The 23,132-nt window shown below is 71.8% G+C and carries 18 protein-coding genes and 5 pseudogenes; 20 read left to right on the top strand and 3 right to left on the bottom strand.

Features of this window, described 5'->3' with window-relative positions; genetic code table 11:
- The first annotated feature begins 94 nt into the window (after positions 1-94).
- From RUMESO_RS05930 to RUMESO_RS05850, 20 genes and pseudogenes are all read left to right on the top strand, one after another.
- Positions 95-1,606, top strand: coding sequence for a UbiD family decarboxylase (locus RUMESO_RS05930; protein WP_037278928.1), 1,512 nt, complete (start codon positions 95-97; stop codon positions 1,604-1,606).
- Positions 1,603-2,202 carry a UbiX family flavin prenyltransferase gene (locus RUMESO_RS05925; RefSeq protein ID WP_037278867.1) on the top strand — a complete coding sequence of 200 codons (600 nt, stop codon included), beginning with the start codon at positions 1,603-1,605 and terminating at the stop codon, positions 2,200-2,202. Before RUMESO_RS05930 ends, RUMESO_RS05925 begins: the two co-directional genes overlap by 4 nt.
- Complete coding sequence (locus RUMESO_RS05920) at positions 2,199-2,657, top strand: group III truncated hemoglobin (protein WP_051521071.1); 459 nt, start codon at positions 2,199-2,201, stop codon at positions 2,655-2,657. Before RUMESO_RS05925 ends, RUMESO_RS05920 begins: the two co-directional genes overlap by 4 nt.
- Before the next feature lie 291 nt (positions 2,658-2,948).
- A complete protein-coding gene (locus RUMESO_RS05915; RefSeq protein WP_037278865.1) occupies positions 2,949-3,647 on the top strand; it encodes a Crp/Fnr family transcriptional regulator in 699 nt (232 codons plus the stop codon).
- 134 nt (positions 3,648-3,781) lie between these two features.
- Positions 3,782-5,141 (top strand): annotated as a pseudogene (hemN, locus tag RUMESO_RS05910) (oxygen-independent coproporphyrinogen III oxidase).
- 470 nt (positions 5,142-5,611) lie between these two features.
- A complete protein-coding gene (locus tag RUMESO_RS27710) occupies positions 5,612-8,344 on the top strand; it encodes a nitrate/nitrite transporter (protein WP_037278863.1) in 2,733 nt (910 codons plus the stop codon).
- Positions 8,341-9,291 (top strand): annotated as a pseudogene (locus RUMESO_RS26920) (molybdopterin-dependent oxidoreductase); the annotation flags it as partial. The gene RUMESO_RS27710 and the pseudogene RUMESO_RS26920, both read left to right, overlap by 4 nt.
- Positions 9,219-11,564 (top strand): annotated as a pseudogene (locus tag RUMESO_RS26915) (molybdopterin-dependent oxidoreductase); the annotation flags it as partial. The pseudogenes RUMESO_RS26920 and RUMESO_RS26915, both read left to right, overlap by 73 nt.
- A gap of 91 nt (positions 11,565-11,655) precedes the next feature.
- Positions 11,656-12,126, top strand: a complete 471-nt coding sequence (locus tag RUMESO_RS26910) for a molybdopterin dinucleotide binding domain-containing protein (protein ID WP_245639173.1) — start codon at positions 11,656-11,658, stop codon at positions 12,124-12,126.
- Positions 12,127-12,199: 73 nt separating this feature from the next.
- The gene (gene narH, locus RUMESO_RS05895) at positions 12,200-13,726 is read left to right on the top strand and encodes a nitrate reductase subunit beta (protein WP_037278861.1); all 1,527 of its coding nucleotides are present in this window, start codon (positions 12,200-12,202) and stop codon (positions 13,724-13,726) included.
- Entirely contained in the window at positions 13,723-14,424 is a 702-nt protein-coding gene (gene narJ / locus RUMESO_RS05890) for a nitrate reductase molybdenum cofactor assembly chaperone (protein ID WP_037278859.1), read from the top strand. Before narH ends, narJ begins: the two co-directional genes overlap by 4 nt.
- A 10-nt stretch (positions 14,425-14,434) precedes the next feature.
- Positions 14,435-14,620, top strand: a pseudogene (locus RUMESO_RS26905) (respiratory nitrate reductase subunit gamma); the annotation flags it as partial.
- 61 nt (positions 14,621-14,681) lie between these two features.
- Positions 14,682-15,227: a respiratory nitrate reductase subunit gamma gene (gene narI, locus RUMESO_RS05885; protein WP_245639172.1), complete on the top strand. Its 546-nt coding sequence runs from the start codon at positions 14,682-14,684 to the stop codon at positions 15,225-15,227.
- Positions 15,224-16,147 carry a peptidylprolyl isomerase gene (locus tag RUMESO_RS05880; protein WP_211262798.1) on the top strand — a complete coding sequence of 308 codons (924 nt, stop codon included), beginning with the start codon at positions 15,224-15,226 and terminating at the stop codon, positions 16,145-16,147. Before narI ends, RUMESO_RS05880 begins: the two co-directional genes overlap by 4 nt.
- Positions 16,147-16,467 carry a hypothetical protein gene (locus RUMESO_RS05875; protein WP_037278857.1) on the top strand — a complete coding sequence of 107 codons (321 nt, stop codon included), beginning with the start codon at positions 16,147-16,149 and terminating at the stop codon, positions 16,465-16,467. Before RUMESO_RS05880 ends, RUMESO_RS05875 begins: the two co-directional genes overlap by 1 nt.
- On the top strand, positions 16,464-16,673 hold the full coding sequence (locus tag RUMESO_RS05870; protein ID WP_037278854.1) for a hypothetical protein: 210 nt from the start codon (positions 16,464-16,466) through the stop codon (positions 16,671-16,673). Before RUMESO_RS05875 ends, RUMESO_RS05870 begins: the two co-directional genes overlap by 4 nt.
- A 346-nt stretch (positions 16,674-17,019) precedes the next feature.
- Positions 17,020-18,282, top strand: a complete 1,263-nt coding sequence (locus RUMESO_RS05865; RefSeq protein WP_169791139.1) for a molybdopterin molybdotransferase MoeA — start codon at positions 17,020-17,022, stop codon at positions 18,280-18,282.
- 159 nt (positions 18,283-18,441) lie between these two features.
- A complete protein-coding gene (locus tag RUMESO_RS05860) occupies positions 18,442-19,716 on the top strand; it encodes a flavin-containing monooxygenase (protein ID WP_051521069.1) in 1,275 nt (424 codons plus the stop codon).
- Positions 19,717-19,734: 18 nt separating this feature from the next.
- Positions 19,735-20,148: a RidA family protein gene (locus tag RUMESO_RS05855; RefSeq protein WP_037278852.1), complete on the top strand. Its 414-nt coding sequence runs from the start codon at positions 19,735-19,737 to the stop codon at positions 20,146-20,148.
- Between the two features lies 1 nt (position 20,149).
- A complete protein-coding gene (locus RUMESO_RS05850; protein ID WP_037278850.1) occupies positions 20,150-20,824 on the top strand; it encodes a DUF1028 domain-containing protein in 675 nt (224 codons plus the stop codon).
- 144 nt (positions 20,825-20,968) lie between these two features.
- Here RUMESO_RS05850 and argE read toward each other — a convergent pair whose 3' ends face one another.
- The 3 genes and pseudogenes from argE to RUMESO_RS05835 all read right to left on the bottom strand — a co-directional run.
- Positions 20,969-22,123 (bottom strand): acetylornithine deacetylase, encoded by a 1,155-nt coding sequence (gene argE / locus RUMESO_RS05845; protein WP_037278919.1) that lies wholly within the window; start codon positions 22,121-22,123, stop codon positions 20,969-20,971.
- Positions 22,124-22,479: 356 nt separating this feature from the next.
- Positions 22,480-22,731 (bottom strand): MbcA/ParS/Xre antitoxin family protein, encoded by a 252-nt coding sequence (locus RUMESO_RS25665; RefSeq protein ID WP_037278847.1) that lies wholly within the window; start codon positions 22,729-22,731, stop codon positions 22,480-22,482.
- Between the two features lie 119 nt (positions 22,732-22,850).
- A pseudogene (locus RUMESO_RS05835) lies at positions 22,851-23,132 on the bottom strand (type III glutamate--ammonia ligase); the annotation flags it as partial.

Here is a 23,132-nt window from a genome sequence, read left to right as displayed (position 1 = left end):
ACGCTAGTCCGGCGGGACCGCAGGGTGTTTGCGGTTGCGCAAACTGGCGGCCCGGGACCGCTGCTATCCGGTGGCCACCACGCCTGGGGCCCTCATGCAGCGCGACCTACCCGTCTTCCCGGACCTCCGGTCCTTCCTCGCCTGGTGCGAGGCCCGGGGCGAGCTTCTTGCCCTCCCCGAGCCCGTGCCGCTGCGCCATCGCATGGCGGCCGTCCAACTCGCGGCCCTGCGGGCAGGCGGGCCAGTCCTGCGATTCGACCATGCCGTGGGAGAGGGCGGCGCGCGGGCCGGGATGCCCGTCGTGGCGAACCTCTTCGGCACCCGCGCGCGGGTCGCGGCCGGGCTGGGCCTCGCTCCCGAGGCGGTGACCGAGTTCGGCGCCTTCCTCGCGGCGCTGCGCAGCCCCGCCCCGGTCGAGGGGATGCGCGACGCCCTCTCGCGCTGGCCCATGCTGCGGGCGGCGCTGTCCACGCGCCCCAAGGTCCTCTCCCGCGCGCCCGTGCAGGAGGAGGAGGCGCCGGACCTCACGGCGATCCCCGTCCAGACCTGCTGGCCGGGGGACGCGGGCCCTCTCGTCACCTGGCCGGTGGTCGTCACGCGGCCCCATGGCAGCGCCCCCGGCGACACGGCGCGCTACAACCTCGGCGTCTACCGCGCGCAGGTGATCGGCCCGGACCGCCTGATCCTGCGCTGGCTCCCCCATCGCGGCGGCGCGGCCCATCACCGCACCTGGGCCCGCGCGGGCGAGCCCATGCCCGTCGCCATCGCCCTGGGCGCCGACCCCGCGACCCTCCTCGCGGCCGCCCTGCCCCTCCCCGAGACGGTGTCGGAGCTCACCTTCTCCGGCGTCCTGCGCGGCACGCGGACCGAGATCGTCCCCGCCCGCGAGGTCCCGCTCATGGTCCCCGCCCGCGCCGAGATCGTCGTCGAGGGCTGGGTCCACCCGGGCGAGACCGCCCCCGAGGGGCCGTTCGGCGACCACACCGGCTACTACAACGCCGTGGAGCCCTTCCCGGTGATGCGCGTCGCGCGGATCACCCACCGGCGCGACCCGCTCTACCTGACCACCATCACGGGCCGCCCGCCGGACGAGCCCTCGGTCATCGGGGAGGTGTTCAACGACCTCGCCCTGCCGGTCATCCGCGCCCAGATCCCCGAGGTGCGGGACGTCTGGCTGCCGCCCGCCGCCGCCTCCTACCGCATCGCCGTGGTCAGCATCGACAAGCGCTATCCGGGGCAGGCGCGGCGGGTGATGCTGGCGCTCTGGGGGATGCTGGCGCAGTTCAGCTACACCAAGATGGTGATCGTGGTGGACGACGACATCGACGCCCGCAATTGGGACGACGTGGCCTGGGCGCTGGCCACCCGCATGGACCCGTCGCGCGACGTCACGATCCTGGAGAACACGCCGATGGACTACCTCGACTTCGCCTCGCCGGCCCCGGGCCTCGCGGGGAAGCTCGGGATCGACGCGACGGTGAAGATCGGCGCCGAGACGGCCCGGGACTGGGGCGAGGTCATGGCGGCCGACCCCGGCGACGTGGCCTTCGCCGAGGCGCTGCTGGCCCGGCACCGCGCCGCGCCGCCGCTGCGGAGGGCGTCGTGACGGCGCGCGTCGTCCTCGGGGTCTCGGGTGCCTCCGGGGCCATGCTCGCCGTGGAATGCGCCCGCGCGCTGGCCCGGGTGGGGGCCGCCTTCGACCTCACCCTCTCGCCCATGGCCGAGCGGACGCTCGCGCTCGAGATCGGGCCGGAGGCTCCGGCGGAGATCCGGGCCATGGCGGCGCGGGTCCACCCCATCGGCGACCTCGGCGCCTCCATCGCCTCGGGCTCGCACCCGGTCGCCGGCATGATCGTCGCCCCCTGCTCGATGCGGAGCCTCGCGGCCATCGCGCACGGGCTCGACGACAACCTCCTCACGCGCGCGGCGGGCGTGCAGCTCAAGGAGCGCCGCCCCCTCGTGCTGATCGCCCGCGAGGCGCCGCTGACGCTCGCCCATCTGCGCAACATGACGGCCGTGACCGAGATGGGCGCGATCGTCCTGCCGCCGGTCCCGGCCTTCTATCTCAGGCCGGCGACGCTGCGCGACGCGGCGGCCCAGATCGCGGCCCGCGCGGTGGACCTGCTGCGGATCGCGCGGCCGGCGGCGCAGGCCTGGGACCCGCCCCGCGTCAAGGCCGAACTGGAAGGAGAGGCGGCATGACGGCATCGGACGGCGACGGCTCGGCGACCGGCGCCCGGCCCGCGACGACGGTCGATCCCACGGTCGGCACGGGGCTGGACGAGGCGGTGCTCGACCGCCTCGTGCGCCGCTTCTACGACCGCGTCCGGCAGGACGACCTGCTGGCGCCCGTCTTCGAGGCGGTCATCGACGACTGGGAGCCGCACTTGGCGCGGATGGTGGACTTCTGGTCCTCGGTGGTGCTGATGACCGGGCGGTATCGGGGTCGTCCCATGCGGAAGCACCTGCCCCTCCCCCTGGAGGGCCAGCATTTCGAGCGGTGGCTCGACCTCTTCCGCGAGACCGCCCGGGACGTCTGCCCCCCTGAGGGCGCCGACCATGTCATCGCGGCGGCCGAGCGCCTCGCGCTGACCATGCGGGCCAACAGGGACTTCCACCGGGAGCGCCTCGAGGTCGGCCTCGACGTCATCAGGTGAGGGCGCGGCCAGGCGCCGACGATCCGCCGGCGTTTCGGACGCGGCCCCGACCGCGGCATCGCGATGGCGGCCTGCCGCACGTCCGGCACGTCGCGCCCGGCCTCCGCCGGCGGCCTGCCGCGCACCGCGACGTGGGACCTCGGTCGTGCGGCGCGCCCGATCTGGGGATGGCGGGGGACGGGGCTTCCAGCGCACCGGATCGGCCGACCCGGTCCGCAAACCGTTTGCCCCCGACGGCTCCCCGGTCTAGTTGCCCCCGACCATCGGAGTCGGGCCACGGGGCTGGGGGCAATGGCGAAGAAGCTCGACGCGAAGCTGCTCTCCGGGCTGCCGCCGTTCTCCCGGCTCGCGCCCGACCAGATCCGGGAGATCCTGGATCAAGGCACCTCCCGGCATCACGACGAGGGGACGGCGGTCTTCCACGAGGGGCACGACGCGGACCGCTTCTACCTGCTGCTGGACGGCTATGTCCGCGTCATGCGGACGCTGGCGGGCGGAGAGCAGGTCGTGCTCCGCCACATCCCGCCCGGCCAGCTCATCGGGATCGCGCCGGCCCTTCGGCGCACGACCTATCCCGCGACGGCCCTCACCGTCACCGAGGCCCTGACGCTGTCCTGGCCCACGCGCCTCTGGGGCGGGTTCATGAGCCGCTACGAGGGTTTCGCCACCGAGACCTGGGCCACGGTGGGCGCGCGCCTGGAGCAGGCCCACGACCAGGTGGCCGAGCTCGCCACCCGGGCCGTGGAGCAGAGGATCGCGGCCTGCCTGCTGCGCATGGTGAACCAGACGGGGCGAAAGGTCGCAGGCGGGGTCGAGATCGCCTTTCCCCTGTCCCGCGCCAACATCGCCGAGATGACGGGCACCTCGCTCTTCACCGTGAGCCGCACGCTGTCGGCCTGGGAACGGGACGGCGTGATCGAGAGCAGCCGCAAGCATATCCTGGTGACGGACCCGCACAGGCTCCTGCTGCTATCGGATCCCAAGGGCTGAGGCACGGTCGTCGGCGCCGGGCCGCGACGGCGCGGAACAGGGCCGGTGCTTTCCCCGCCGGGCGATCCGCACTTTCGCCGGCTACCTTGATCCAGCGCAAGGCGCGTCCCTCCACGATGCGGCAGAAGCGGCGCATGGAACAGATCGCCCGCCTCCGCGCGCTCGGCCTCTTCGACGCCCGCGTGCCCCGCTACACCAGCTATCCCACCGCGCCGGTCTTCTCCCCCGCCGTGGGCGCCGCCTTCCAGGCCGAGGCCCTCGCGGGCCTCGACCCCACGCAGCCCGTCTCGCTCTACTTCCACATCCCGTTCTGCGAGCGGCTCTGCTGGTTCTGCGCCTGCCACACGCAGGGCACCAAGACCCTCCACCCGGTCGAGGCCTATCTCGAGGTCCTCGAGGCCGAGATCGAGCAGGTTGCCGCGCTCCTGCCCGCCGGCATCCGGATGGGCCGCCTCCACTGGGGCGGGGGCACGCCCACGATCCTGCCGCCCGAGATGATCCATCGGCTCGCGCGGGCCATCAAGTCCGCCATCCCGCACACGCCCGATTGGGAGTTCTCGGTCGAGATCGACCCCACCATGGTGGACCGCGCCAAGATCGAGGCGCTTCGGGACGAGGGCCTCAACCGCGCCAGCATCGGCATCCAGGACTTCGCCCCCGAGGTGCAGGCCGCCATCGGCCGCATCCAGCCCTTCGACATCACGGCGGCCTGCGTGGCCGACCTGCGCGCGGCGGGCATCCGGTCGCTCAACGCCGACCTCGTCTACGGCCTCCCGCACCAGAGCGAGGAGCGCATCCGCCGCACCGTCGAGCAGGTGCTCGCGCTCGACCCCGACCGGCTGGCGCTCTACGGCTACGCGCACGTCCCCTGGGTCTCCAAGCGGCAGAAGCTCATCCCCGAGGAGGCGCTCCCCCCGCGAGGAGGCGCGCTACAACCTCGCCCGGGCCGCGGGCGAGATGTTCCAGGCCGCCGGCTACGAGGCCATCGGCATCGACCACTTCGCCAAGCCCGGGGACGGCCTCGCGGTGGCGGCGCGGAACGGACGGCTCCGGCGCAACTTCCAGGGCTACACGGACGACACCTGCCCGACGCTGATCGGCCTGGGGGCGTCCTCCATCTCGCGCTTCCCGACGGGCTACGTCCAGAACGCCCACGCCACCGCCGCCTACGAGGGCCGCATCCGGTCCGGCGCCCTGGCCGGGGCCAAGGGCCACGCCTTCACCCTGGAGGACCGCCTTCGGGCCCGGGCCATCGAGATGCTGATGTGCGACTTCCATCTCGACATGACCGAGCTGCGGGGCACCTTCGGCGAGGCGGCCACGGGCCTGGCCCCCGACGTCGCCGCCGCGCTCCAGCGCTTCGACGGCTTCGTCGCCTCGGACGGCGCCGCCGGCCTGCGCATCCTGCCGCAGGGCCTCCCGCTCACCCGCATCATCGCCAGCCAACTCGACGCCTACGTCCCAGAAGGGGTCAGATACAGCCATGCGTCCTAGACAATCATTGCCCATTCCCAGGGGCCCCTCTCGGATCGAGGGGGTCCCGGGGCCCGTGTCGAGACGAGCGACAGGGTTGCGCAGCACCATCAGCCGGCCGCGGGGGTGTTCCACCACCGCGGCCTTTTTCTTTTCCAATCACGGAACTATCACGAAACCGTATGCGTTTCGGCGCCTGAAGGCGGTGCGTGGGACAGGCGGCCGCTGCGATCTGCCGGACAGGGCCGGGGTTCGTCCACCGTTGAACAGGGTCGAGGGAGCAGCGCGCTTGGGCGCTTGGACCTCCAGCTTGAAGCGGGCCGCCACACGGCCCGTCGCATGTCCGGGTCGCCCGGGCGTCCCGCATGCCTCGGCGGCGGGCCGGCTCCGGGGTTCCATCCGGGCTTCGCACGGGATCCCCATCATCGGCCCGCCCTGGCGGCGCGACCTGCGTCCGTGCCCGCTCCCCTGCCCGACGAACGGTGACGACCATGCCCACTGAAACCGACCGCCCCGCCCCGGGCGCGAACCAGGCGCTCTGGACCAGCACGGTGGCCTTCACGGCCTGCTTCGCGGTCTGGACGATCTTCTCCATCATCGGCATGGGCATCAAGCAGGAGCTCGGCCTCTCGGAGACCCAGTTCGGCCTGCTCATCGGCACGCCGGTCGTCACCGGCTCGCTGTCGCGCATCCTGCTGGGCGCCTGGTCCGACCAGTTCGGCGGGCGGCGGCTCTTCGCGGGCGTCATGGTGGCCGGCGCCGCCGCGGCCTTCCTCACCTCCTACGCCCATACCTATCCCATGCTGCTCCTCGCGGCGCTCGGGGTCGGGATCGCGGGCGGGTCCTTCTCCGTGGGCGTGGCCTACGTCTCCAAGTTCTACCCGCCCCGGCAGCAGGGGCTCGCGCTCGGCATCTTCGGCGCGGGCAACGTGGGCAGCGCCGTCACTAAGCTCCTCGCGCCCTTCGTCATGGTGGCGATGGGCTGGGAATCCGTGGCCCGCATCTGGGCCGTGGGGCTGCTCATCATGGCGGTGGCCTTCCTGCTCCTGACCAAGGAGGACCCCGACCAGCTTGCGCGCCAGCGCGAGGGACGCCGGGGCGCCCCCCTGCGCGAGCAGCTCTCGGTGCTCCGCAACATCCAGGTCTGGCGCTTCTCGCTCTACTACTTCTTCGTCTTCGGCGCCTTCATGGGGCTCGTGCTCTGGCTGCCGCACTACCTCGTGGACGTCTACGGGCTCGACGTGAAGACGGCCGGGGTCCTCGCGGCCTTCTATTCGATCCCGGCGAGCCTCTTCCGCGTCTATGGCGGGCACCTGTCGGACCGCTACGGCGCGCGGGCGGTGCTGTACTGGACCTTCGGCGTCTCGGTGCTCTGCACCTTCATGCTGAGCTACCCGCCCACCACCTACACCATCCACGCCGTCAGCGGGCCGATCACCTTCTCGACCTCGATGGGGCTGATCCCCTTCCTCGTCACGATCTTCGTGCTGGGCTTCTTCATGAGCCTCGGCAAGGCGGCGGTGTTCAAGCACATCCCGGCCTACTACCCGCACCACGTCGGCGCCGTGGGCGGCCTCGTGGGGATGATCGGCGGCCTGGGCGGCTTCGTCCTGCCGCTCGCCTTCGGGGTGCTGAACGACCTCACGGGCGTCTGGACGAGCTGCTTCGCGCTCCTCTTCCTCCTCGTCTCGATCGCCTTCATCTGGATGCACGTCGCCATCCGGCAGATGGAGCGCCGCGCCGCCCGGCCCGCCGAGCTGCCCGAGTTCCCGGAGATGCAGGGCATGGGCGAGCCCGGCATCGTCATCCCGGCCCGCGCGGGCGCGATCGAGGACTGGCGGCCCGAGGAGCCGGCCTTCTGGACCAGCACCGGCCGCCCCATCGCGCGGCGCAACCTGTGGATCTCGATCTACTGCCTGCTCCTCAGCTTCGCCGTCTGGATGGTCTGGAGCGTCGTCGTGGCGCGCCTGCCCGCCATCGGCTTCGACTTCACCACGGACCAGCTCTTCTGGCTCGCGGCGGTGCCGGGGCTCTCGGGCGCGACCTTGCGCATCTTCTACGCCTTCCTCGTGCCGGTCTTCGGCGGGCGGCTCTGGACTACGATCTCGACGGCGTCGCTGCTCGTCCCGGCCTTCGGCATCGGCTACGCCGTGCAGGACCCCACCACGCCGTACCTGATCTTCCTCGCGCTGGCCCTCCTCTGCGGCCTGGGCGGCGGCAACTTCGCCTCCTCCATGGCGAACATCGGCTGGTTCTATCCCAAGTCCGAGAAGGGCAACGCGCTCGCGCTCAACGGGGGCCTGGGCAACCTCGGCGTCAGCGTCATGCAGTTCCTCGTGCCGGTGGTCATCACCTTCGGCCTCTTCGGGGCGCTGGGCGGACAGGCGCAGGCGACGGCCGAGGGCGGCCGGCTCTGGATGCAGAACGCGGGCTTCGTCTGGGTGCCGTTCATCATGATCGGGACGCTGGCCGCCTGGTTCGGGATGAACGACATCCTGAGCGCCCGGGCCTCCTTCGCCGATCAGGCCGCGATCTTCCGGCGCGGGCACACCTGGCTCATGTGCTGGCTCTACACCGGCACCTTCGGGACCTTCATCGGCATGTCGGCGGGCTTCCCGCTGCTGACGAAGCTCGTCTTCCCGGACGTGAACGCGCAGAGCTACGTCTTCCTCGGGCCGCTCGTCGGCGCGCTGTCGCGGGCCGGGACGGGCTGGGTCTCGGACAAGTACGGCGGGGCGCGCGTGACCTTCTGGGTCTTCGCGGTCCAGATCCTCGCCATCCTGGGCATGGTCTGGTTCCTCGACCTCCAGAGCTTCCTGGGCTTCTTCGCGATGGTCCTCGTGCTCTTCGCCGCGAGCGGGGTGGGCAACGCCTCGACCTTCCAGATGGTCCCCGGGATCATGCGGCACGTCGTCGACCGCGCGGCCCCCGACCAGCCCCTGGCCGAGCGCCGCCGCCAGGCCGAGCGCGAGTCCGCCGCGGTCATCGGCTTCACCTCGGCCATCGCGGCCTACGGGGCCTTCTACATCCCCAAGGCCTACGGGACCTCCATCGCCGCGACGGGCACCGCGAACCTGGCGCTCTGGGGATTCCTGATCTTCTACGCGACCTGCCTGGGCATGACCTGGTGGGTCTACAGCGGCCCGCGCGGCCTCCTCCGCGAGGACGAGCGCGCCCGGGCCCGCCAGGACACCATCACCGCCGCAACCGGGAGCGCGACATGAGCCATTTCCTCGACCGACTCACCTACTTCCGGCGCCAGCAGGAGACGTTCTCGGGTGGCCACGGCTTCATCAGCCAGGACAGCCGGCAATGGGAGGACGCCTACCGGAAGCGCTGGGCGGCGGACAAGATCGTGCGGTCCACCCATGGGGTGAACTGCACCGGGTCGTGCTCGTGGAAGATCTACGTCAAGGGCGGGATCGTCACCTGGGAGACGCAGCAGACCGACTATCCCCGGACCCGCCCCGACCTCCCCAACCACGAGCCGCGCGGCTGCCCGCGCGGGGCGAGCTACTCGTGGTATCTCTACTCGGGCACGCGCATCAAATACCCCCTGGTGCGGGCGCGGCTCATCCGCCACTGGCGCGCGGCGCGGGCGACGTTGACGCCGGTCGCGGCCTGGGCCTCGATCGTGCAGGACCAGCAGAAGCGGCGGGACTGGGTGTCGCGGCGCGGGCGCGGCGGCTTCGTCCGCGTCGGCTGGGACGAGGTCAACGAGATCATCGCCGCCGCCAACGCCTACACGATCCGCGAATACGGCCCCGACCGCATCGCCGGCTTCTCGCCCATCCCGGCCATGTCGATGATCTCCTACGCCGCCGGGAGCCGCTACCTGTCGCTGATCGGCGGGACCCTCCTCAGCTTCTACGACTGGTACTGCGACCTGCCCCCCTCCTCGCCCCAGACCTGGGGCGAGCAGACGGACGTGCCCGAGAGCGCGGACTGGTACAACGCGGGCTTCCTCCTCGTCTGGGGCTCCAACATCCCCATGACCCGGGCACCCGACGCGCATTTCTACTCCGAGGTCCGGTATCGGGGCGCCAAGTCGGTCGTCATCGCGCCCGACTTCAACGAGGCCGCCAAGTTCTCGGACATGTGGCTGCATCCCAAGCAGGGCACCGACGCAGCGCTCGCGCTCGCCTTCGGCCATGTGGTCCTGCGCGAGTTCTACCTCGACCGGCAATCCGAATACTTCACCGACTACGCCCGCAAGTATTCCGACTTCCCCCTCCTCGTGACCTTGCGCGAGCAGGACGGGCGGCTCGTCCCCGACCGGATGCTGCGCGCGGCGGACTGCCCGGGGGCTTGGGCGAGGCCAACAACCCCGACTGGAAGACCATCGGCATCGACGAGGCCTCGGGCGAGTTCGTGGCGCCCACGGGCTCGGTCGGCTTCCGCTGGGGCGAGCAGGGCAAGTGGAACCTCGAGGAGAAGGACGGCCAAGGCCGCGACACCCGCCTGCGCCTCAGCCTGGCCGGGATTCAGGACGCGACGCTCCCCGTCGCCTTCCCCTATTTCGGCGACACCGCCCCGCACGAATGGACCGCGACCAACCACGACCGCATCCTGATGCGGCAGGTGCCCGTGAAGGAGATCGCCACCGCCGATGGCGGGCGGATGCGGGTCGCCACCGTCTTCGACCTCTACTGCGCGAGCTACGGGCTCGACCGGGGCTTCGGTGGCGCGAACGTCGCCAAGGGCTACGACGAGGACGTCCCCTGCACGCCCGCCTGGGCCGAGAAGGTGACGGGCGTGCCGCGCCAGGCCATCGTGCAGGTCGCCCGCGAGTTCGCGCAGAACGCCGACATCACCAAGGGCCGCTCCATGGTGATCCTCGGGGCCGGGCTCAACCACTGGTACCACATGGACATGAGCTACCGCGGCATCATCCAGCTCCTGGTGATGTGCGGCTGCATCGGCCAATCGGGCGGCGGCTGGTCGCATTACGTGGGGCAGGAGAAGCTGCGCCCGCAGACGGGCTGGCTGCCCCTCGCCTTCGCGCTCGACTGGACGCGGCCGCCGCGCCAGATGGGCGGCACGAGCTTCTTCTACGCCCACACCGACCAGTGGCGCTACGAGACGCTCAAGGTCTCCGAGCTGCTGTCGCCCACCGCCCCGCCCGGCGACTGGTCGGGGACGCTGATCGACTACAACCACCGGGCCGAGCGGATGGGCTGGCTGCCTTCCGCGCCGCAGCTCAACGCCAACCCTCTCGCGGTCGGCCGCGCCATCGCCCAGGGCGGCCAGAACCCCGGCGAGGCCGTGGTCGCGGGGCTGCGCTCGGGCGAGCTCCAGTTCGCCAGCAAGGACCCCGACCACCCGCGCAACTGGCCGCGCAACATGTTCTTCTGGCGGTCGAACGTGCTCGGCGCCTCGGGCAAGGGCCACGAATACTTCCTGAAGCACTTCGTGGGCTCGCAGCACGGGGTCGTGGGGACGGAGGACCGCGCCGGGATCCAGCGCCCGACCGAGGTCGTCTGGCGCGACGAGGCGCCCGTCGGCAAGCTCGACCTGATGGTGAACATCGACTTCCGCATGTCCACCACGAGCCTCTACTGCGACGTCGTGCTGCCCACGGCGACCTGGTACGAGAAGCACGACCTCAACACCACGGACATGCACCCGTTCATCCACCCGCTCACGGCGGCGGTGGACCCGTCGTGGGAGGCGCGGAGCGACTGGAACATCTTCCGGGGCATCGCGCAGAAGTTCTCGGAAGTCGCGCCCGAGGTGCTGGGCGTCGAACACGACGTGGTGCTCATGCCCACGCTCCACGACACGCCGAGCGAGATCGCCCAGCCCTACGAGCCCAAGGACTGGGCCAAGGGCGAATGCGAGCCCATCCCGGGCAAGACCATGCCCAGCGTGCACATCGTGGAGCGCGACTACCCCGCGACCTTCGCCCGCTTCACCGCGCTCGGCCCCCTGGTCGAGAAGCTCGGCAACGGCTCCAAGGGCCTCACCTGGAACGCCGAGGCCGAGGTGAGGCTCCTGGGCGACCTCAACGGCCGCGTCCCGGCCGGGCCGACAGCCGGGCGCCCCAAGGTGGACACCGACATCGACGCCTGCGAGACGATCCTGATGCTCGCGCCCGAGACGAACGGCGCGGTCGCCGTGAAGGCCTGGGAGACCCTCGGCCACGCCACGGGCCGCGACCACGTCCACCTTGCCGAGGGGCGGGAGGAGGAGAAGATCCGCTTCCGCGACGTGGCCGCGCAGCCGAGGAAGATCATCTCCTCGCCCACCTGGTCGGGGATCGAGCACGAGAGCATCTGCTACAACGCCGGCTGGACCAACGTGCACGAGCTGATCCCCTGGCGGACCCTGTCGGGCCGGCAGCAGCTCTACCAGGACCACCACTGGATGCGCGCCTTCGGCGAGGCCTTCGTGACCTGGAAGCCGCCCATCGACACCCGCAGCATCCGCGAGGCGCTGGGCGCGATCCCCAACGGCAACAAGGAGGTCGTGCTCAACTTCCTGACGCCGCACCAGAAATGGGGGCATCCACTCCACCTACACCGAGAACCTCATCATGCTGAGCCTCAACCGCGGCGGCCCCGCGGTCTGGATCAGCGAGGACGACGCCCGCGCCGCCGGGATCGTGGACAACGACTGGATCGAGGTCTTCAACGTCAACGGCGCGCTCACCGCGCGGGCCATCGTCAGCCAGCGCATCATGCCCGGCTCCTGCATCATGTACCACGCGCAGGAGAAGCTGGTGAACACCGTGGGCTCCGAGGTCACGAACGTGCGGGGCGGCATCCACAACTCGGTGACGCGGATCAACATGAAGCCCACCCACATGATCGGGGGCTACGTGCAGCTCTCCTACGGCTTCAACTACTACGGCACCGTGGGCGCCAACCGCGACGAGATGGTGATCGTCCGCAAGATGAGCCAGATCAACTGGTTCGACAAGGAAGCCGACGACACCGACCAGGCCCCGACCGGCAGCGCCGACTGGGGCGGACGACAACCCGGACGCCAGGAGGCCGCCGAATGAGGAACCGAGCCCAGATCGCGATGGCCCTCATTGCCGACCGCTCCGACCGACCCGGACGCCAGGAGGCCGCGCAATGAGAATCCGTGCCCAGATCGCGATGGTCCTGAACCTCGACAAGTGCATCGGCTGCCACACCTGCTCGATCACCTGCAAGAACGTGTGGACCAACCGCGAAGGCGTCGAATACGTCTGGTTCAACAACGTCGAGTCCAAGCCCGGCATCGGCTATCCCAAGGACTGGGAGAACCAGAAGCGCTGGAAGGGCGGCTGGATGCGCAAGCCGAACGGCAAGATCGTCCCGCGCCAGGGGGCCAAGTGGCGCATCCTCTCCAAGATCTTCGCCAACCCGCATTTGCCCGAGATCGACGACTTCTACGAGCCCTACACCTTCGAATACGAGTGGCTCCAGAACGCGCCCGAGCTCCAGGCCCAGCCCTCGGCCAAGCCGCGCAGCCTCGTCACCGGCGAGGTGATGACCAAGATCGAGTGGTCCGGCAACTGGGAGGACATGCTGGGCGGCGAGTTCAGCTCCCGCTCGCGCGACTACAACTTCGAGGGCGTCGAGAAGGAGATCTACGGCGAGTTCGAGAAGACCTTCCTGATGTATCTCCCGAGGCTCTGCGAGCATTGCCTCAACCCCTCCTGCCTCGCCTCCTGCCCCTCGGGGGCGATCTACAAGCGGGCCGAGGACGGCATCGTCCTCGTGGACCAGGAGAGGTGCCGGGGCTGGCGGATGTGCATGTCCGGCTGCCCCTACAAGAAGGTCTACTACAACTGGGCCTCGGGGAAGGCCGAGAAGTGCATCTTCTGCTACCCCCGGATCGAGACCGGCCAGCCCACCGTCTGCTCCGAGACCTGCGTGGGCCGCATCCGCTACCTGGGCGTGGTGCTCTACGATGCCGACCGGATCGAGGCGGCGGCCTCGGTCGAGAACGAGAAGGACCTGTACCCGGCCCAGCTCTCGGTCTTCCTGGACCCGAAGGACCCCGCCGTGCAGGCCGAGGCGCGCGCGCAGGGCATCCCCGACCAGTGGCTCATGGCCGCGATCCAGTCGCCGATCTGGAAGATGGCGATGGAGTGGAAGGTGGCCTTCCCCCTCCACCCCGAATACCGCACCCTGCCGATGGTCTGGTATGTCCCGCCCCTCTCGCCCATCCAGTCGGCGCACGAGGCCGGCAAGATCAGCGCCGTGGACGGGATGCCGGACGTGCGGAGCTTGCGCATCCCGCTGCGCTACCTCGCCAACCTCCTGACCGCCGGGGACGAGGCGCCGGTCGCGCAGGCGCTGGAGAGGATGCTCGCGATGCGGTCCTACATGCGCGCCAAGAGCGTCGAGGGCCGCATCGACCCCTCCATCGCCGAGCGCGTGGGCCTCAGCGCGGCGACCATCGAGGAGATGTACAAGGTCATGGCGCTCGCCGCCTACGAGGACCGCTACGTCATCCCGACCGCCCACCGCGAGCTGGAGGAGGACGCCTACATGCTGCGCGGCTCCACCGGCTTCGGCTTCCGCGAGACGACGACGGGGGCCACCAAGGTCAACCTCTTCGGCGGCACCAAGCGCACGCCGCGCCACCCGAACATGGACGTGCCGACATGAGACTGACGCTCCGCACCCTCGCGGCGCTCCTGGGCTACCCGTCCCAGGACCTCAAGGCCGCCATCCCCGAGATCCGCGAGGCGCTCTCCTCCGAGCGCGCCCTGCCCCGCGCCGCCCGGCGCCGGCTCGACCCGCTCCTCGACCGGCTGGAGCGGGACGACCTCCTCGACTCCCAGTCGGCCTACAGCGAGCTCTTCGACCGCTCGCGGTCGCTCTCGCTCCACCTCTTCGAGCACGTCCACGGCGACAACAAGGAACGAGGCCAGGCGCTCATCGACCTCGGGCAGCAGTATCTGGAGAAGGGCTTCTTCCTCGACGGCCCGGAGCTTCCCGACTTCATCCCCGTCTTCGCCGAGTTCGCCTCGTGCCTCCCGCCCGAGGAGGCGCGGGACTGGCTGGGGCAGCCGCTCCACGTCTTCGCCGCCCTGGAGGAGCGCCTGACCGAGCGGGGCTCCGACTACGCGGCGGTGCTGGGCGGCCTCGTCGCGCTGGCGCAGGCCAAGCCGGACCAGGACGCGCTGGGCGAGCTCCGGGAGAGGGCGCCCAGCGACGACCCGGCGCGGATCGACGAGGAATGGGAGGAGAAGGCCGTGACCTTCATGGCCTCCCACGAGATGGGCGGGCCGACGGGGATCGTCGCCCGCCTGCGCGCGGCCGGCAAGGCGATGGTCGCGGCGCGCAACGGCACCAAGGGCTAGGGAGGACGCGATGACCTGGAACGAACTTCTGAACCAGCTCGCCTTCGGCTGGTATCCCTACCTGGCGGTGACGGTGCTCGTCGTGGGCTCGATCTTCCGCTTCGACGCGGCCCAATACAGTTGGCGCGCCAATTCGAGCCAGTTCCTGCGACGGCGCCAGATGATCTGGGGCTCGAACCTCTTCCACATCGGGATTCTGGTTCTCCTCGTCGGCCACTTCGTCGGGCTGCTCACCCCCACTCAACGTCGTCGACGCGGTGGGCATCAGCCACGGCTTCAAGCAGATCGTGGCCGTGGTCGTCGGCGGCCTCGCGGGGATCGCGGCCTGGGTGGGCGCGACGCTCCTCCTCCACCGTCGCCTGCTCGACCCGCGCATCCGGCGCAGCTCCTCCATCGGCGACATCCTAGTCCTGATCCTGATCTGGCTCCAGCTGACGATGGGGATCGGCACGACCTACTGGACGATGCAGCACCTCAACGGCGAGGAGATGATCCGCTTCATGGGCTGGGCCAACGCCCTCATCACCTTCGACCCCTCCGCGCCCGCCCTCCTGTCCGAGGCCGCGCTGATCTACAAGCTGCACATCGTCCTGGGCCTGACGCTGTTCCTCATCACGCCCTTCACCCGCCTTGTGCACATCTGGAGCGCTCCGCTCGGCTACATGATCCGGCCGGGCTACCAGATCGTCCGCTCGCTCGCGCCGCTCCGCCGCACCCCCAAGGGCCCGCTCGGCGGCGCGCCCAGCGCCGGCGGCACCACGGTCATGCGCCAGCAGTCCGAGGAAGGGCAGGCCGGAGCATGAGCGACCGTCCCGTCATCCCCCGCCTCGTGCCCGACCGGGCCCCCGCCCTGCCCGGAATGATGAGCGCCTGCCAGTCGGGGGGCTGCGGCGGCGCCCCCGCGCCGAGGCTCCCGCCCCCGCCCGACTTCGGCGAGGTCCGCGTGAACGGCGTGGAGATCACGCCCGAGGCCATCGCGCAGGAGATCCAGCACCACCCGGCCCCCGATCCGTCGACAGCCTGGCGCGAGGCCGCCCGCGCGCTGGCCATCCGCGAGCTCCTCCTGCAGGAGGCCGCCCGCCTCGGCCTCTCGGCCGAGCCCGGTCCCGACGAGGCCGGGCGCCTGGAGACCGACGACGATGCCGTGATCGCCGCGCTCCTCGATCATGAGGTGATGCCGGAGGAGCCCTCGGAGCAGGAGTGCCGCCGCATCTACGAATCGCAGGCCAGCCGCTTCCGCACGCCGGACCTCTTCGAGGCCTCCCACATCCTGCTCGAGCCCGAGGGCGACACGGAGGAGGCCTGGGACGCCGCCGAGGCGCAGGCCCGCTTCCTCGCGCTTCGGCTGGGCGACGACCCGGCCGCCTTCGCCCAGGCCGCGCGCGAGCTCTCCGCCTGCCCGTCGAAGCTGCAGGACGGCTCCCTCGGCCAGGTGCGGCGCGGCGAGCTCGTGCCGGCCGTGCAGCAGGCCATCGAGGCGCTGCGGCCCGGCGAGACGGGGCGCGAACCGGTCCGGTCCCGCTTCGGCTGGCACGTGATCCGGCTCGGCCAGCGGATCGACGGGCGGGTGCTGCCCTTCGAGGCCGTGCGCGAGAAGATCGCCGAGATGCTGGGCGCCCGAAGCTGGTCCATCGGGGCGACCCGCTACGTCGCCGCCCTCGCCGGACGGTCGGAGATCGACGGCATCGCCATCGAGCCCGCTGACGACGCGAGGTTCGCCTGATGGCCACGCTGGGCGAGATCCTGGCCTCCGCCAAGCGGTCGAGCGCCGGCTTCGAGCGCTGGATCGCCGCGCGGGAGCCCGACATGGCCGAGGAGCTTCGCGGCGCGGCGCTGGCCGAGGGCGGCAGCGTGACCAGCTTCGTCCGCGTCGCGGTGGCCGACTTCGCGCGCTTCGCCTCCGAGGAGGACTGGGTCCAGCTCACCTCGCGCCTGCGGGACAGCGACGACCCCGGGACGACGTGCCTTCTCTCGATGGTGGGCTGGCGGATGGAGCAGGTCCGAGCCCACCGGACCCACGCAAGCCACGGAGCCCACCCATGACCGAACCGACCCGAACCGGCCGCGACCCCGGGCTCAACCCGGCCCTCAAGAGCCAGCAGGACGCGACCCACGACACCGCCCACCGCACGCCGCCGCCGGTCACGACGACCTCGGTCGGCGGGGCCGAGGGGGGCACCTGGCCCTGGATCTGGCTCGTGGTCGTGATCGTCTGCGTGCTGGCGGTGCTCTACATCCTCCTCGGATGAGTCTCGGGGGCGCGCTCGTGCCCCGGCACCCGCGCCCCGATCCGCCCCCCCGACGGAACCCGCCAGCCAGGCTCGTGGTCGAACGTTGCGCCCGCGCAAGGACGGCCACCGGCATCCGTTGTCTCCTGCGCCGGAACGGAGGGAGGCCGGCACTGCGGCCGCGCCACCGTTCGACATGGTAGCCCGCCTTGGGGCGGACGACGCCGGGGCGGCGTTCCGAACGCAACCCCGGCCCGCCTCTCGCGCGACCCGGCTGGGCATCGGCTCCGGGCCCGGTCGGCATCGTCGTTCGCCGGAGCAAGGCCGCCACGGCCCGGATGGAGGACAGGACGCCTTGGGAGCTCCGTTGCACTTGGGAACCACGGACCCGATCCACTGCGGATGCGCCCGCGATTCGACCGGAGACCTGATGCCGGTGGACGAGGCCCTGAATCGGGCCATCGGTGCCGCTGGACGGATCACGGCGGCGGAGTCGGTCCCTCTCGTCGAGGCGACGGGCCGCATCCTGGCTGCCCCGGTCAGCGCATCGCGGCCGATGCCGCCCTTCGACGCCTCCGCCATGGATGGCTATGCCCTGCGCTCGGCCGCTCTCGCCGGGGACGGCCCTTGGGAGATCCCGGTCGCGGGCCGCGTCCGAGCGGGCGACCCTCCGGGGCCCCTGCCCGCCGGCGCCGCGCTCCGCATCCTGACCGGGGCGCCCCTGCCCCTGGGCGCCGACGCGGTGGTGCCGCAGGAGCAGGTCGGGGCCCGGGGCGCGGGCCTGCGGCTCCGCTTCCGGCCGAGGCCCGGCGCCCATGTCCGCCGCGCGGGGAGCGACCTGGCCGAAGGCGTGGAGCTCCTTCCGGCCGGGCGCCTCATCGGCCCCCGGGAGGTGGGAGCGCTCGCCGCCGCGGGCCTGAGACGGGTGGAGGTGCGCCGCCGCCTCGAGGTGGCGCTGCTTCGCACCGGCTCGGAGCTGACCCCGCCCGGCGCGCCTCTCGATCCGGGCCGGATATGGGATTCGAACGGCGCCACGCTGCTGTCCCTGCTGTCCCTGCCCTGGATCAGGCTCCAGGACCGGGGCACCGTTCCCGACGACCCGGCGGAGCTTCGGCGGGCGCTCGCCGCCGCCGCCGAGGGCGCCGATCTCGTCGTGACCACGGGGGGCGTGTCGGTCGGGGACGAGGACCACCTGCCCCGGGCCGTGACCGAGGCCGGGGGCCGGATCCTGGTGAACTCGGTGGCGATGAAGCCGGGGAAGCCCCTGACCTTCGGCCAGATCGGCCGGGCCTCGTGGATCGGGCTGCCCGGCAACCCTGTCGCGGCCTTCGTCGGCTGGACCGTGGTCGGCGCCCGGATCGCCGAGGCCATGGCCGGCCTCGCCGGGACGGGCCCCCGAAAGGCCATCGTCCGCTCCGCCGCGCCCGCCGCCCACCGGCCGGGACGCTGCGAGTTCCGGCTCGCGAGGCTGGTGGGCTACGACGCCCATGGAGTGCAGGTGGCCGAACTCCTTCCCGGAGAGACTTCCTATCGCGTGGCGCTCCTGGCCCGCGCCGACGGCCTCGCGCTCATTCCCGCCGAGGCCGGGGCCGTGCCGGAAGGGACCCTGCTCGAGTTCCTGCCGTTCTGAGGCCCGAGGCCGCCCTCGCGCCCGCGGATGCGGAGGCGATGCCGTGACGGGGCCCGCACCCGAAGGGCGAGATTCCGCTTCCCCCGCCCGGCGCCTTCAATACAGTCGAGGCGGGGCCGGCCTGCGGTTCCCGAAGGCTCGCATGGGGGGAACGCCGGAATGCCAATCGAGACGGTCGAGACGCTCGTCGTCGGCGGCGGCCAGGCCGGCCTGGCGCTGAGCGCGCACCTCAGCCGGCACGGCCTGCCCCACCTCGTCCTCGAGAGGCACCGCATCGCCGAGCGCTGGCGCTCGGAGCGGTGGGATTCCCTCGTGGCGAATGGCCCGGCCTGGCACGACCGCTTCCCGCCCCTTGAATTCGCCGGCCTCCACCCCGACGCCTTCGCCTCCAAGGACGGCATCGCGGACTACTTCGAGACCTTCGCCCGGCAGATCGCCGCCCCGATCCGCTGCGGCGTCGAGGTGACCGAGGTGCGCCAGAGCCCCGACGGCCCGGTCTTCCGTGTCGAGACCTCCGAGGGCGTGGTCGAGGCCATGAACGTGGTCGCCGCCACCGGCCCCTTCCAGCGCCCGCTCATCCCGGCGGTCGTGCCGGAGGAGGCGGGCCTCTTCCAGACCCATTCCAACGCCTACCGCAACCCCGGCCAGTTGCCCGAGGGAGCGGTCCTCGTGATCGGGGCCGGATCGTCGGGAACCCAGATCGCCGACGAGCTCCTGCGGGCCGGGCGGCGCGTCTACCTGTCCGTCGGCCCCCACGACCGGCCGCCCCGGCGCTACCGCGGGCACGACTTCGTCTGGTGGCTCGGGACGCTGGGCAAGTGGGACGCCAAGGCCGTGGCCCCCGGCATGGAGCACGTCACGATCGCGGTCAGTGGCGCCCGGGGGGGCGAGACCATCGACTTCCGGCGGCTCGCCAGGCAGGGGATGACGCTCCTCGGCCGGGCCGAGTCCTTCGCGGACGGGGTGATGCGCTTCGCGCCGGACCTCGCCCGCAACATCGCGCGCGGGGACGCGAACTACCTCTCGGTCCTCGACGAGGCCGACGCCTACGTCGCGCGGCACGGCCTCGACCTGCCCGAGGAGCCGGAGGCCCGCCTGATCGGCCCGGACCCCGACTGCCTGCGCGATCCGATCCTGGCCCTGGACCTGAAAGGGGCCGGCGTGACCTCCATCGTCTGGGCCACGGGCTACGCGCTCGACTTCGGCTGGCTCAAGGTCGATGCCTTCGACGACAAGGGCCGCCCCGTGCACCAGCGCGGCGTGTCCCGCGTGCCCGGCCTCTACTTCCTCGGCCTCCCCTGGCTCTCGCGACGGGCCTCGGCCTTCATCTGGGGGGTCTGGACCGACGCCGAACATCTGGCCGACCGGATCGCCGCGAACCCCCGGCCCTCGGACGACGGCGCCCTCGCCGTCCCTCTCGGCCAATCCGTCTGACATCCAGGAACCGACCACGTGGCCCATACCCGAATCCGCCCGTTCAACACCCGCGACACCTACCCCGAGCAGCGCCTGTCCAACGACCTCGCCCACGCCGTCGTGGCGCGGGGGACCACCGTGTTCCTGCGCGGCCAGTGCCCGCAGGATCTCGATACGGGGCGCGACATCGACAGCCACGACCCCGCCGTGCAGGCGCGCAAGGTAATCGAGAACATCCTCCAGCTCCTCTCCGAGGCGGGGGCCGAGCCCGCCCATCTCTGCAAGCTGGTGATCTACCTCACCGACGTGCGGCACCGCGAGCCCGTCTACCGGGTGCTGGGCGAGATGCTCCCCGGCGTCCACTACGTCTCGACCGGCCTCGTCGTGGTCGCCCTCGCCCGGCCGAGCTGGCTGGTGGAGATCGACGCCACCGCCGTGATCCCGGACTGACATGACCTTCTCCCTCGTCGCGCGCTGCCACCGGACCGGCATGTTCGGCATGGTCATTTCCTCCTCCTCGCCGGCCGTGGCCGCGCGCTGCGCCCATGCCCGTGCCGGGGTGGGCGCGGTGGCGAGCCAGAACGTCACCGACCCCCGCCTCGGCCCCTGCGCCCTCGACCTCATGGAGCAGGGCGCCACGGCGGAGGAGGCCGTGGCGATCCTGCGGCGGACGGGCGGCTTCATGGACTGGCGGCAGGTCCTCGCCGTGGACGCGCGGGGCGGCACCGCGATCCATTCCGGCGGGAAGGCGCTCGGCCTCTGGGCCGAGGCCAGGGGCGAGGGCGCGGCGGCGGGCGGCAACCTCCTCTCCCACGAGGACGTGCCCCGAGCCATGCTCGACGCCTTCCACGCCGCCGAGGGCCATCTGGGCGATCGCCTCCTCGCCGCGCTGGAGGCAGGCCGCGACGCGGGTGGCGAAGCCGGGCCGGTCCACTCCGCCGGCCTCCTCCTCGTCCACGAGCAGCCCTGGCCCTTGGCCGAGCTCCGCATCGACTGGACCGAGGACGACCCCATCGCCGCCGTCGCCGCCGCCTGGGCGGTCTACCGGCCGCAGATGGGCGCCTACGTGCAGCGGGCGCTCGACCCGAGCGCGGCCCCCTCCTACGGCGTCCCCGGCGACCCCTGACGGCCATCGCAGGGGCACGCCGTCCCCGCCGCACTTTTTCCGGGCCGTTAACCGTTTCTTAGGCTTTCCCTGCCATGGTGACCCTGTCCCTGGGTCGCCGCCCGGCGGGGTAGGGGAAGTTGCGCCCTCCGCCCCGACGCCCCGCTAAAGCCCCGCCTCCAGCCGGTCGAGCAGCGCCCCAAGCATCGCCTCGCAGCGGGCCATCTGCTCCTCGGTCACGTATTCGTCCGGCTTGTGCCCCTGCGCCATGGAGCCCGGCCCGCAGATCACCGTCGGCACCCCCAGCCGCTGCGAGAAGAGCCCGCCCTCCGTCCCGAAGGCGACCTTGATCGTGCCGTTGGCCCCGGTCAGCCCCTGGACGAATCGCACGGCCTCGCCGTCCGTGGGCGTGCCGAGGCCGGGATAGGAGAAGAGCTCCTCGATGACGATGCCCGCCTCCGGCGCGCGGGCGCGGGCCGCGAGGGACAGGACCTCGGCCTCCTCGCGCAGGCCCGCCAGCAGGGCGCCCACGTCGTCCTCCACGATGTTGCGGATCTCGAAGTCGAGCACGCAGCGGTTGGGCACGATGTTGAGCGTCACGCCCCCCTCGATCCGCCCTGCATGCACGGTCGTGTAGGGCACGTCGTAGTCGTCGTCCTTGGGCCCTTCCCGCTCCAGCCGGTCCTGGAGCACACGCAGCCGGCCCAGGAAGTCGGCCCCGAGGTGGATGGCGTTGAGCCCGAGCGGCGCCAGCGCCGAATGCGCCTCGCGCCCCGTGCAGGTGGCCCGGAGCGCGATCTTGCCCTTGTGGCCCGAGGCGACCTGCATCCCCGTGGGCTCCCCCACGAGGCAGAGGAGGGGGCGGAACGGCGCCCGGTCGAGCATGTCGATCAGCGAGGCCACCCCGAGGCAGCCCAGCTCCTCGTCGTAGGACAGCGCGAGGTGAAGCGGCGTCCGAAGCTCCCGCCGCGAGGCGCGCAGCACGGCCGACAGGGCGCAGGCCACGAAGCCCTTCATGTCGGCCGCGCCGCGCCCGTAGAGCCGCCCGTCCCGCCGGGTCAGAGCGAAGGGCGGCACGGTCCAGGCCTGCCCGTCCACCGGCACGACGTCGGTGTGCCCCGACAGCATGACGCCGCCCCGGTCGGTCGGCCCCGCCGTCACGAACAGGTTCGCCTTGGCCCCCGATGGGTCGGGCAGGATCACCGGGTCGAGCCCCGCCCCCCTCAGGAGCCCCGCCACGTCGTCGATGAGCGCCCGGTTCGGGTTCCGGCTCACGCTGTCGTGGCCCAGGAGCCGGGCGAGGAGATCGAGGCTGTCCAAGGATCGGTCCCTTCCGTGATCGTCGCGTCCGGCCCAGAGCATCCCGACCGGGGCGCGCTTGTCCAGCGGATGCAGCGACGGAAGCGACATGGCCGCAGGGCCGGGGCAAGGGCCTCCGACCCTTCGGCCTCCGTCGCATCGATGACGGCGCGCCGACCCCTCCGCCGACGGCCATGGCCACGACCAGCCGGACGGAGCCGCCCCGAACGCCATCGGGACGGCGATCGCGCCCGCCCATCGGACAGGACATCGAGCCCGCCGGAACCAGCCGCCTCTTGGCCCTGCCGCCCGCCCGTCCTATCCTCGGCGCGCGATCGGGCCGGCGGCTCTGCCCCGGACAGCCGTTGGCCGGGACGTCACAGGCCGGGCCCGAACCCGAAATCCCCTCGGCGTCCTCCGATGAACTCGGACGCTCTCCCTCCCCCGTGCTCCAGGCCGGTCAGGTAGTCGTCGAGGAGCTGCCGCCCTTCCGAGGAGGCAAGCAGGTCCATGGGGCGCCGGCCGTCGAATGCCGATGCGGGCCGCCGCAGCCAGTCCTCCGCTTCCGCCGGCGAGCCCAGGACCTCGGCGACCCGAACCGCGAAGGTGTGTTGATGGGCGGATGTCATGTCTCTGCCTCTTGGAATTGCCCGGGAGCTGTATTCCGACCGACCTGTCCACATGCCCAGGGCGAGGCGCGACGACCGTCGCCGGCAGGTCCCGGATGCCTCGCCCCTCCGGTCATGCCTCACACGTCGAGGGTATTGTCGCGTTCCCATTGGGTGAAGTGGGAGCAGTAGCGGTTCCACTCGTCGGTCTTGAGCTTGAGGTAGGCGGAGGAGAAGGCCTCGCCCATCATGGCCTTGAGGGTGGGGTCCTGGTCGTAGGCGCGCAGGGCGTCGAGGAGGTTGAGGGGGAGCTTGGGCGCCCCCTGGACGGTGTGGCCGTCCTTGTACATGTCGATGTCGTGGCGCGGGCCCGGGTCGGCCTTGGTGCGCACGCCGTCGAGGCCGGCGGCGAGGATGACGGC

This window comes from Rubellimicrobium mesophilum DSM 19309, assembly GCF_000600335.2.
In the GTDB taxonomy this organism is placed as follows: Bacteria; Pseudomonadota; Alphaproteobacteria; order Rhodobacterales; family Rhodobacteraceae; genus Rubellimicrobium; species Rubellimicrobium mesophilum.
The sequence above is the reverse complement of the archived record's forward strand: the minus strand, read 5'-3'. Positions and strand labels throughout refer to the sequence as shown.